This window comes from Enterobacter sp. RHBSTW-00175 (assembly GCF_013927005.1).
In the GTDB taxonomy this organism is placed as follows: domain Bacteria; phylum Pseudomonadota; class Gammaproteobacteria; order Enterobacterales; family Enterobacteriaceae; genus Enterobacter.
Window position 1 is genome coordinate 4,531,104 of sequence record NZ_CP055930.1, and the last position, 11,859, is coordinate 4,542,962.

The 11,859-nt window shown below is 51.3% G+C and carries 5 protein-coding genes and 2 pseudogenes; 5 read left to right on the forward strand and 2 right to left on the reverse strand.

What is annotated here, in order from left to right:
- Positions 1-66: 66 nt before the first annotated feature.
- On the forward strand, positions 67-1,218 hold the full coding sequence (locus HV107_RS27415; protein ID WP_259349654.1) for a tyrosine-type recombinase/integrase: 1,152 nt from the start codon (positions 67-69) through the stop codon (positions 1,216-1,218).
- A gap of 146 nt (positions 1,219-1,364) precedes the next feature.
- Positions 1,365-1,623, forward strand: a pseudogene (locus HV107_RS21925) (transposase); the annotation flags it as partial.
- A gap of 31 nt (positions 1,624-1,654) precedes the next feature.
- On the opposite strand, the pseudogene HV107_RS21930 reads toward HV107_RS21925, so the two are convergent.
- A pseudogene (locus tag HV107_RS21930) lies at positions 1,655-1,947 on the reverse strand (transposase); the annotation flags it as partial.
- 146 nt (positions 1,948-2,093) lie between these two features.
- On the opposite strand from HV107_RS21930, the gene HV107_RS21935 reads away from it, so the two are divergent.
- Positions 2,094-10,676: a glycoside hydrolase family 94 protein gene (locus HV107_RS21935; protein WP_182060822.1), complete on the forward strand. Its 8,583-nt coding sequence runs from the start codon at positions 2,094-2,096 to the stop codon at positions 10,674-10,676.
- Between the two features lie 19 nt (positions 10,677-10,695).
- Here HV107_RS21935 and HV107_RS21940 read toward each other — a convergent pair whose 3' ends face one another.
- Positions 10,696-10,929 carry a hypothetical protein gene (locus HV107_RS21940; protein ID WP_004132711.1) on the reverse strand — a complete coding sequence of 78 codons (234 nt, stop codon included), beginning with the start codon at positions 10,927-10,929 and terminating at the stop codon, positions 10,696-10,698.
- Positions 10,930-11,082: 153 nt separating this feature from the next.
- Here HV107_RS21940 and HV107_RS27545 point away from each other — a divergent pair, with 153 nt between their 5' ends.
- Both HV107_RS27545 and HV107_RS21945 read left to right on the forward strand, forming a co-directional pair.
- Positions 11,083-11,259, forward strand: a complete 177-nt coding sequence (locus tag HV107_RS27545; protein ID WP_220458417.1) for a YnfU family zinc-binding protein — start codon at positions 11,083-11,085, stop codon at positions 11,257-11,259.
- Between the two features lie 79 nt (positions 11,260-11,338).
- The gene (locus HV107_RS21945) at positions 11,339-11,611 is read left to right on the forward strand and encodes a hypothetical protein (protein WP_182060823.1); all 273 of its coding nucleotides are present in this window, start codon (positions 11,339-11,341) and stop codon (positions 11,609-11,611) included.
- The last annotated feature ends 248 nt before the right edge of the window (positions 11,612-11,859 follow it).

The window sequence follows — 11,859 nt, forward strand, 5'->3', positions numbered from 1 at the left end:
AATGTGGATGAGCTTTCTCTGGAGCCTGAAAAAACAAGACGTGTATCCGCCCGATCTGGACAGCCAATGATGAGCAACTCCCGGGCATCTTTTTTGTATGCCCTGCGGCGTTTTTTTGTTGATTATGAACTCTGGGGATGGGGAAGACTGAAGCTGAGTCCCTACCGCCATCTGGCCACGCCGGACACGCCAGCTTTCAGCCGGGGAGTGAATCCCAGGGTGATTGACGATCCTGTGTGGCTGAAGCTGATCTGGGCCAGCCTGAATTTACGACCTGAGGATATGCTGACCGGGATCCATTATCCGTTTACCATGCACCAGGCGATGGCGGTTATCTGGACTCATGCAGGCTTACGCCAGAACGAAATATTTCGATTGAGCGTAGGCTGTGTCCACGAGCAGACAGATGATATTGTGCATGATGACGGCAGTATTATCCCTGCAGGAACGCTCTGTTATCTGGATGTTCCGGCTGGAAAAACATCAAGGGCATTTGTCAAACCAGTCGCCAGTGTCGTGAAAAAGTATGTAGATTTGTGGTTACAGGAACGCCCTACAGAACAGGCTCCTTTGACGGATGAGCGAACTGCTGAAAGGGTCAATTATTTATTTCAGTACAGAGGAAAACTGATAGGAAGCTCAATCCTAAATAACACGATCATCCCGGTACTCTGTGCCCGGTCCGGAGTACCTCTCGATGACAGCCGGGGGCGGATTACCAGTCATAGGGGAAGAGCATCAGCCGTCACCGCGCTGGCCAGTGTGCCACAGGGGATGACTCTGCATGAGTTGATGGAATGGTCCGGACATAGCTGCCCACGCTCAACCCTGCACTACATTCGCATTCGCCCAACACGGCTGGCGGCTTCTTTTGTGAAAGCGGACAAAATTTCTCATATGATCAGCGTGCTGATCGATCATGACAGTCAGGCACTAACGTCATCAGGGCTCGCCCTATACTATGATTTAGGCGATTTGTATTGCACCAATCCATTTTGGAGCAGTTGCCCGCACAGAATGGCCTGTATTGGCTGTGATTTTAGCTTGCCAAAAAGCAGCTCTCGGGCTCAGGCTCTTGAAAGTAAGGCATCCATACATCGGTATCTTGAGGAAGTTCCGCTCACGCCAGATGAGAAAGCCATTGCTGAAGGTGATATTGATAAGCTGACAGCATTCATAAAAAAAATGGCTAGTCAGCCACCACCTCAAAAAGACTAAACCTTACGGGCTCTCTACGTTAACAAAGTGTAGTGGTTTACTGAATTTGGCCACCTGAACAGAGGTGATATGCTCACCTCAGAACAAAACAGGTGTCCCAATGAAAAAAAAATTTCAGCGCAGAGTTTAAACGTGAATCCGCTCAACTGGTCCTTGACCAGAACTACACCGTTGCAGCTGCGGCCAGTGCTATGGATGTTGGTCTTTCTACCATGACACGATGGGTAAAGCAGTTGCGGGATGAACGACAGGGTAAAATGCCAAAAGCCTCTCCCATAACCCCGGAACAGATCGAAATACGCGAACTGAAGAAAAAGCTACAACGCATTGAAATGGAAAACGACATATTAAAAAAGCTACCGCGCTCTTGATGTCAGACTCCCTGAACAGTTCTCGTTAATCGGGTACCCGACAGAGCAGACGAACAGGCCAGCAAACGGATAAAGGCGTACCTCAGTCGGACAGCTTTGCGAAGTACGCCGCGGCTCTTTTTAATATGTCCCGTTCGTCAGTAACCCGCTTCAGCTCCTTCTGGAACCGGCGGATCTCGACCTGAGCATCTGACTGTTCTTTATTAGTGGATGAGTCCGGACCGTACTTCTTTATCCAGGCGTAAAGGCTGTGGGTGGTGATATCGAGATGTGTTGCAACGCTGGAAACAGAATGACCGCGATCAACAACCGGTTTGACTGTAAGGCTCTGTTTATCTCCTGATGCTAGCGCGACCAAAAACCGCAGACCGAATCTATACCCTATACTTAAGTTAAATCCCAGCAGCTGTTAAATCCCTGATGATTTACGCCCATCCCGAGAGAATGTTTCTGAACTGATTTCGCAACTGCTCCTGCGCGCAAACGTTGCATCAGAGCAATGCTATGAAAATGAACCCCAGAGCGTGGTTTAGCCGCTCCCGTATTACGATGAATACTGCCGAAAATGTTACGTTTTCAGCGAACGATCCTGCGGCTGAAAGCAATCTGCGGTCAGAACTCTTTTCGACCGCCCAGATGGAACGCTTCGGTCAGAAGCTGGCACGGACCCATAAATTATCGCCGGATAAACTTCCTTATTACTTACTGAAAAGACTCAGTGATAATGAGGCCGTCATCACCCAAAACTGCTATGAGCTTAACGCGGGTAAAAAGACCAGTATCATGCCCGCAGGGGAGTGGTTGCTGGACAATTATTATCTGATTGAGGAACAAATCCGCACTGTCCGTCAGCACTTGCCGAAAAGCTTTGGTAAAGGTCTCCCGTCGCTGATGTCACCGCTGAATTGCACACGAATTTACCATATTGCATCAGAGGCCATTGCTCACGGTGATGGCCGCTGGGATGCTGCCAGCCTGACCAGCTATCTCACAGCCTATCAACAGGTGACACCCCTGACATTAGGTGAAGTCTGGGCGTTACCGGGAATGATGCGCCTGGCGCTGATTGAAAATCTTCGTCGTATCAGCATGGAAGTCATAAAAGCGCAGCAGGACAGAAATCTGGCTGATACGTGGATAACAAAGATTTTCGAATGTGCAGAGAGTGCATCTGGTGATTTAATCATGGTGGTTGCCGATATGGCGCGCTCCCGACCTCCGTTAACCAGTGCGTTTGTTGCAGAACTGGTGCGCCGCCTGCAGGGGCATGGCAACGCATTGTCGTTACCTCTGACCTGGGTTGATCAGTGTCTACGGGAACAGGGGATCACCACCGAAGTTCTCATACATAGCTTCAATCAACAGCTTGCCGCAAGTCAGCTATCCGTCAGTAACAGCATCATGGGTCTGCGATTACTGAGTGAAACGGACTGGGCTGATTTTGCCGAAACAATAAGTGTCGTCGAACAGGTATTACGCAATGATCCTGTTGGTATCTATCCTCGGATGCACTTCAATACCCGGGATCATTACCGGCATGTTGTTGAGATTCTGGCCAGGGACAGTGGTCTCAGTGAGCCTGAGGTTGCTGACAGGGTGCTGGCGCTTTCAGAGAAAAATGCTCCCGACACACCGGAATATCATGTTGGTTATTATCTCGCGGGCGAAGGTCGACAGGAGCTGGAAACTCATCTGTTGGCAGACACATCAAGGCTGATACGCCTGAGGCACAGTTTCAACAGAATAACTCTGTTGTCATGGCTTGGAAGCTTGGCGTTGTTGACCACCGCAACGACCGCGGCAATATTGCACGAAACAGCCATGCAGGGCGCAGACTGGCTGTTGATCGCGGTGATATTGCCTCTGATTATCGCTTTAACTCAGTTAATGAGTGATCTACTCAGTGACGCAACTACCCGTTTTCGCGTTCCTCGCCCCTTGCCGGGGATGGATTTTTCAACCGGCATTCCCGCTGACAGCGCCACTATGTTAGTCATCCCCTGTATGCTGACCAGCCATGTAAGTTTCAGCCAGCTCCTCACCAGTCTTGAAGTCTGCTGGCTGGGGAATGAAAATGAAAATCTCAGGTTCGCGCTGCTCACTGATTTCGCTGATTCTGAAAATGAACCCTCGCCGGAAAGTAACATGCTGCTCAGACAGGCGATCGCCGATACACAGGCGCTGAATCGCCGCTACCCCTCCAGCCGCCCGCGTTTTTATTTGCTACACCGCCAGCCTGAATGGAATCCCGCAGAAGGAACGTGGATGGGCTATGAACGCAAGCGGGGAAAACTGGCGTTACTGAACAGCTGGTTGCGCTATCCGGGGAGACAATTCGTCAGCGTTGCAGACATGCCTGCCCACCTTTTACCGGGTCACATTAAATACGTCATCACCCTGGACAGTGATACGGTGCTGCCGCGCGATACGGCACACAAACTCGTCGCGACGATGGCTCATCCACTGAATACACCAGAGTATGATCCGATACGCCAGAGGGTTGTCAAAGGATTCGGCATTCTGCAACCCGGTCTCGCGGAAGAGATACCACGCAACGGTCAAGGGCGTTATGCAGCCCTGCGCAGCAGCATACCGGGCAATAATCCCTATTCGATGATGTCTTCGGATATCTATCAGGATCTCTTTGGGGAAGGATCGTTCGTGGGTAAAGGGATTTATGATGTTGATATTTTTATGCAGGCCACTGCCAACACCTGCCCGGAAAATCTGGTTCTCAGCCATGATCTTCTCGAAGGATGCTATGCACGTTCGGGGCTGCTGAGTGAAGTGTTACTCTACGAACAGTACCCTAATAATTATCTGTCGGATGTAGCACGCCGTTCACGCTGGATCCGGGGCGACTGGCAACTGCTTAACTGGCTGAAACCACGCGTCAGAAAAGCCGATGGAACGCGGAGTAAGAATCCGCTGACCGCGCTTTCTTACTGGAAATTACTTGATAATCTGCGACGCAGTCTGGTTGCCCCCTCTTTACTGATACTGCTGTTCTACACCCTGCTTGGGGTACCCAATCCGGTTTACTGGCTGGGCGTACTGTCGCTGATATGGCTGTTGCCAGCTATCCTCTGCATTGCCCATGATCTTCTGCATAAACCTCTGCGTCGACGCCTGAAGCCGCATCTGTTACTGGTGGGGGCGGGCGCGCTGAAGCGTTTGTCAGGTATCGGCCTTAATTTTGCGATACTGCCACACGAAGCAGGATATTCGCTGAAGGCGATTGCTGTGACGCTATGGCGACTGGGGGTCAGCAGGCATCACCTCAGCCAGTGGGTCAGCCACAGCCAGGACAGTAATCAGGCCATACCCACTGTTGCGCGTTTTTATCAGGTGATGTGGCTGAATGTTGCAGGTGGCGTGGCGCTGACACTATTGACTGGACAATTTGCACCACAATTGCTGGGGATTGCGTTGCCGATCGGTTTGTTATGGTGTCTGGCACCGCTGCTGATGAGCTGGCTGAGTCGCCAGCCCGTGCGTAAGGTGTTTTCGCCAAATCAGGAACAAAAACAGCTGTTACGCCAGACAAGCCGCGAAATCTGGGCATTTTTTGAAACCTTTGCCACAGAAAAAGAAAACTGGCTTCCGCCAGATAACTACCAGGAAATACCGCAACCAACGGTGGCCCATCGTACTTCTCCTACCAATATTGGCCTTTCCCTTATGGCAAACCTGACTGCCTGGGACTTTGGCTACCTTCCCGGCGGAGAGGTGCTCCGGCGTGTATCACTCACGCTCGACACGATGGATAAAATGGAACACTACCGGGGCCATCTCTTCAACTGGTATGACACCCTTACGCTGTCCCCCCTAAGTCCACGTTATGTCTCCAGCGTCGACAGTGGCAATATGGCGGGGCATTTGTTGACCCTGCGTGAAGGGCTGTCTGCTATGCGTTATCAGCCTGTTTTAAACATGCATCAAGTACTAGCCGGACTGAATGATACGCTGGAGATTCTGGAAAAACATTGGGGTCAGTACCCCCCTGACAGCCTGCGACTGCTGCGCAAACACTGCCTGAGCGCAGTATCGCTCTCTCCGCAGGCGTTTTTCAGCGAACTGAAAAACATGCGCACTCAATGCAACCATCTGACCACGCAATGTCATCAGGGATCTCCCCTTCAGTTGCGCTGGGCAGGGCATCTTGAGCATCAACTGGTACAGCTTTGCGATGAGTGGTCGCTGCTGCTTGGCTGGTTAGCTGCATCCTGGAACGAACAGACGCTGCCGACTCTAAGCGAGCTTGCCCGTGCGACATTTACCTGTAAAGGAACACCTCCGGCGTCCGCGACGGAGCAGGCCCGGATGCGACTCAATATTATCACTGAGCTTGAACAGCGGCTGGATGAGCACGCCCGGATGGATTTCGCTTTTCTGTACAACGAAGCAACCAGCCTGCTCAGTGTCGGTTATAACTGTGACACAAATACGCCTGACAAGAGCCATTATGATCTCCTGCCATCTGAAATCCGCCTGACCAGTTTTCTCGCCATTGCGACTAATCAGCTACCTCTTAAAAGCTGGTACGCGCTGGGGCGACTGTTTACCACTATTGATAATGAAACTGCCCTTATGTCATGGAGCGGGTCTATGTTTGAATACCTGATGCCGAATCTGGTAATGCCTATCAGGCCCGGAAGTCTGCTCGATGAAATGAGTCAGTCGGCGGTTATGCGGCAGATTCACTGGGGAAAAGAACGTGGGGTTCCATGGGGAGTTTCAGAGTCTGGATATCATGCTTTTGATGTTCAGCATAATTATCAGTATCAGGCTTTTGGCGTGCCGGGTCTCGGTCTGCGCAGGGGGCTTGCCGATGACATGGTTGTCGCCCCTTACGCAACCGTGCTGGCTCTGATGGTCTCCCCACAGAAGGCCTGTGAGAACCTGTTCAGGCTGCAAAAAAATGGCGCACATGGCGAATACGGTTTTTATGAAGCACTGGACTATACCCCCTCACGGCTTGCAACCGGTCAGCTCTATGCGGTGGTACAGTCTTGGATGGCGCATCACCAGGGGATGGCATTTCAGGCACTGGCTCATGTGCTGCTTGACGCCCCCATGACTGAACGATTCATGTCCAGTACAGTCTTCCGGTCAGCGAGCCTGCTGTTACAGGAGCGTGTGCCGGATGCAGTCGATCTGTACAGTCCGCGTCGTCATTTTGAATCTCATGAGGGCAGGGTCAAACCCGTTCGCTATGAACCCAGAATTTTCTATGGCGTTGACACGCCAGCACCGGATATTCAACTACTATCCAACAGCCATTATCACCTTATGTTGACCGCAGGCGGTGGCGGTTACAGTCGCTGGAATAATATTGCTCTTACGCGCTGGCGCAGTGATACCACCTGCGATAACTGGGGAGCATTCTGCTATATCCGCGATTTGCAGACGGGCGACGTGTGGAGCAATACCTGGCAGCCGACAGGCAACAGCAGCGATCACGACGAGGAAATAATATTCACCGATGCGAGCGCTGAATTCCGACGTACCTTCGGGGGACTCAGCGTCAAAACGCAGATTGTCATCTCCCCGGAGGATGACATTGAACTGCGACGTCTCACACTGATTCATCGTGGGCGCCAGCCCCGCACTCTGGAACTGACAACCTATGCCGAAGTGGTACTGGCACCTGATGCCAGTGATTTGGCACACCCGGCTTTTAGTAATTTGTTTATTCAGACTGAGCTGGATCCTGAGCGTGACGCTATTCTTTGCCACCGGCGCCCACGCTCCCCGGATGAACCGAGTCCTTGCCTGTTTCACATGATGGTGGTGCATGGCGATAACCGCCATAACGTCTCGTTTGAAACGGACAGGGCAAAATTTCTTGGTCGTGGCAGAAATCCTGCGAATGCCCTGGCAATAGAGGCTGGAGGGGCGCTCAGCAACACGTCGGGGTCAGTGCTGGATCCGATTCTGGCAATACGCCATACCATCATTCTGCAGCCGGGGCAGCCGGTCACGATTGATATCATTTATGGCATCAACGAGAGCCGCCAGCAGAGCCTGGCGTTGCTGGAAAAATATCGCGATTATCCTATCGCTGATCGCATTTTTGAACTGGCCTGGTCTCACAGTCTGGCGGTATTACGCCAGATGAACGCCAGTGAAGATGATGCGACTTTGTTTAATCGCCTCGCCAGCGCTGTGTTTTACCCTGTTCAGGAGCTGCGCGCCGAAGGCCTGGTGATCAGCCGCAACCGGCGTGGTCAGTCTGGTCTGTGGGGTTGGGCAATTTCAGGTGATCTGCCGATAGTGCTGCTCAGTATTACTAGCGAGGAAAGCATCACCTACGTTACCACACTGATTCAGGCACACCGTTACTGGAGACAGAAAGGGCTGGATGTTGATTTGGTTATCCTGAATAACAGCCCCGGCAGCTACCAGCAGGGATTACAAAATCAGATTATGGAGTTAATTTATGCCGGGTCTGAAGCCAATCTGCTGGACAAAAGGGGCGGGCTTTTTGTCCGTAATGGCGAGCATCTCTCCACTGAGGATAAGTTGCTTTTGATGAGCGTGGCCTGTCTTTATCTTGATGACCGCGCAGGGGGTATTAATGAGCAGCTTAACCAGCGTATTCATACCCTGAAATCGTCGGCCAGAGCCTTCATTCCGCGAGCTGTGCGCGAGCGTAATCAACATACGGACTGGAGCCCCGATATCAGTCAGTTATATCATTTCAATGGGTACGGTGGATTTTCTCAGGATGGTCGGGAGTATCAGATTGTCCTGCGGGAAAATGCACAGACACCGGTTCCCTGGTCAAACGTACTTGCAAATTCCCGTTTTGGCAGTGTGATTTCCGAGGCTGGACAGGCATACTCCTGGTATGAGAATGCACATGAATACCGGTTGACACCGTGGGAGAACGATCCGGTGAGCGATCGCAGCGGCGAGGTGTTTTATCTGCGCGATGAAGAGAGCGGTGAGTGCTGGTCACCGACGGCTTTGCCTGTTCGCGGACGCGGTGATTACCTGACCCGCCATGGTTTTGGTTACAGCGTTTTTGCCCATTGTGAAAGTGGTATAGACAGCGAGTTGACGGTCCTGGTTGCCGAAGAGGATCCGGTTAAACTGGTGTTCCTGACGCTCAGTAACTCTTCGGGACGGACACGTAAACTTTCCGTAACTGGCTATGTGGAGTGGACGCTCGGAGAATCCCGAACTCGCTCAGCCCCTCACATTGTGACACATGCGGCCAGAACGCCTGGCGGCTGCGGGGTGCTGGCGAACAACTTTTATGGTGACAACGGTGGTGGCCGGACTGCATTTTTTGCCGTCAGTGGTAATAACTGTTCGCTGACGGGGGACCGCCGGGAGTTTATTGGCCGTAATGGTTCCCTTCACGCCCCGTCGGCCATGAAACTGCAAAAGCTTTCTGGTAAGACGGGGGCCGGTCTGGATCCCTGCGGAGCGGTGCAATCGGCGGTTACATTAATTGACGGGGACCAGAGGACGTTTATTTTTATCCTCGGCGCAGAGGAGAATGATGTTTGTGCTCAGGAGACGCTGGCCCGCTACATGAACGAGGATACGGTCCGCCAGGAGCTGAACCGGATTCATAATCACTGGCACAATGTGCTCGATAAAATCGTAGTTAACACCCCCGACACGTCCGTAAATTTACTGGTTAATGGCTGGCTGTTGTATCAGACGGTAACCTGTCGTCTTATGGCCCGGAGTGGCTACTATCAGTCTGGCGGTGCATTTGGTTTTCGCGATCAGCTGCAGGATACGCTGGCACTGAGCCATGCTGCTCCGAACCGGATGCGTGAACAGATAATACTCTGTGCATCACGGCAGTTTATCGAGGGGGATGTGCAGCACTGGTGGCACCCGCCACACGGCAACGGTGTGCGTACCCGCTGTTCCGATGACTATCTTTGGCTGCCGCTTGCCGTTTGCCACTATGTTGAAACGACGGGGGATATGGATGCACTGGAAATACGCATTCCTTATCTGGAGGGACGCTCGCTTCAGCCTGGTGAAGAGTCTGTCTATGACACGCCGGTCATCAGCGGCACCGAAGAGACACTCTGGTTACACTGCGTCAAAGCTATTCACTATGGACTTCGCTTCGGGGAGCATGGCCTGCCGCTGATGGGGGCTGGTGACTGGAATGACGGGATGAACCGGGTGGGTATCGAAGGCAAAGGTGAAAGCGTCTGGCTGGGCTTCTTCCTGTACGACATTTTGCAGCGGTTTGCAGCGCTGGCGGAGCGCAGGCTGGATGAAAGCGTCGCCGCGATGTGCCGTTCACAGGCTCTGCGCCTGCAAAGCAATCTCGAAGCCCACGCCTGGGATGGTGAATGGTACCGGCGCGGGTATTTTGACGATGGAACTCCCCTGGGGTCGAAAGTCTCACAGGACTGCCGGATTGATGCGATTGCGCAAAGCTGGTCTGTATTGTCCGGGGCCGCGAGCCCGGGGCGGTGCGCAAAGGCCATGCAGGCGCTGGATAAGCACCTTGTGGATAACGAAGGGGGACTGATTAAACTGTTAACGCCTCCTTTCGATGGGCACGGTCCAAATCCGGGTTACATACAGGGGTACCTGCCCGGTGTGCGGGAAAACGGAGGGCAGTATACTCATGGCGCCATCTGGGCAGTGATGGCATTTGCCCGAATGGGGAATGCCGAACGTGCCTGGCAACTCTGGTCAATGCTCAACCCTATAAATCATACCCTGAATACGGACTCGGTCGGAATTTATAAAGCTGAGCCTTATGTCATGAGTGCTGATGTCTACAGCGTCGCTCCCCATACCGGACGTGCAGGATGGAGCTGGTATACCGGTTCCGCAGGCTGGGCCTGGCGTTTACTTACCGAGGAATTACTGGGGATAAAACGTTCCGGTACTGACTTTAGTGTTCATGCTCGGTTACCGGATGAGTGGCCGTCTTTTTCTATGGCCTATCAATATGGCGAAAGCCATTATCAGATTAGTGTCTCACGTGGCGATGCAGAATATCGCGTGACACTGGATGGTGTTCTCCTCCCTGATGACAGAATACCGCTGAAGGATGATGGACAAAACCATACGGTTGAGATCATTCAGAACTGACACTGATCCCGGAAGTGCATTAACGTCTGCCGTTAATGCGCTGATTATCCCTGAGAACATCAATCGCAGTCTGCATGGCGATTTTGTCATCCCGCCTTTTTTGTTTGTCCTGCATGACCTGAAGGTATTCCAGCAAGGTGCGGGTATTAATCGGTCGACCCTGTTTACCCACAGCCAGCACGGCTTCGCCAAGAATAATTTTCACAGGCGGTAGTTGTGCCGGATACCAGTCAAGGGTGTCTTCTGATTTCATCTTAAATTTCTCACGGAAGGGTAGTGTACCATAAATCAGACGTTCAATTTTCAATATCTGATATGCTGATTCAGACACAACTTAACATAACTTATGCCAGTTATTTTTATATTAAAGCGTATAATAATTACTGTATTCCTCAGAGAATTATTTATGTCTTATACAAATGGGCTCAGGTATTTTAAAGAAAGACCGGTTCATGTTGCCTGCCCGGTATGCGCACACAGAGCCGATCAGAAAGCAGGTAAACTAAGAAAAGATGCGGTTCTTGAGCGCCCTGCCTGCGGACTGTTGTTCAGACCTTCAGAATGCTGGTGTATCGGCGGCTGATCAGCTTCTGCCACTTAACGTCAGTGATGTCGGGAAATGACAACATTTCTCCTGTACTGCAGTTGTCGAGGGTATGATAATGAAATCTAAAAAATCTGTTTTTATTGAAGGACATATCCTGTCAAACAGCTGTCACGGGCAGGTCGGTCAACCCTTCTGTATTCACCGGGTCAGGTTTAGTAATGGTAAATATGCGATTATTCGGGTGGCATCCGGGATATGTTTCAAACTTGGCGATATTATTAAACGAAGCGATTGCGAGTGGTTTTATAAACGTACTACAATTCGCCTTCTTTCTTTTGAGTACCTTGAGGATGATGAATCAAGAAGACAGTTTTTTGAATATCAATGATAAATTCATGGGTTTATAACGGCATAACTTTGCTGGTTTACAATTCATTCCTGACTCTCCAAATCGTTTACCAGTAATTGAAAAATATTCTTTCTGAATTTAGACGGATTTAAACTGTCCAAAAAAAGTGTATTGCTAAAGACGAATTTTCTCATTGTTTTCCTTTTGCGTTATAATCTTCATTAGCATTTGGGAAATTTATGCCACAGCCTTTTACTCACAATTTACTCCATCCCCCGCTACTGGCT

Coding starts and splice junctions, on each gene's coding strand:
- HV107_RS27415 (WP_259349654.1), top strand. CDS start 67: ATGATGAGCAACTCCCGGGCATCTTTTTTGTATGCCCTGCGGCGTTTT.
- HV107_RS21935 (WP_182060822.1), top strand. CDS start 2,094: ATGAAAATGAACCCCAGAGCGTGGTTTAGCCGCTCCCGTATTACGATG.
- HV107_RS21940 (WP_004132711.1), bottom strand. CDS start 10,929: ATGAAATCAGAAGACACCCTTGACTGGTATCCGGCACAACTACCGCCT.
- HV107_RS27545 (WP_220458417.1), top strand. CDS start 11,083: ATGTCTTATACAAATGGGCTCAGGTATTTTAAAGAAAGACCGGTTCAT.
- HV107_RS21945 (WP_182060823.1), top strand. CDS start 11,339: ATGAAATCTAAAAAATCTGTTTTTATTGAAGGACATATCCTGTCAAAC.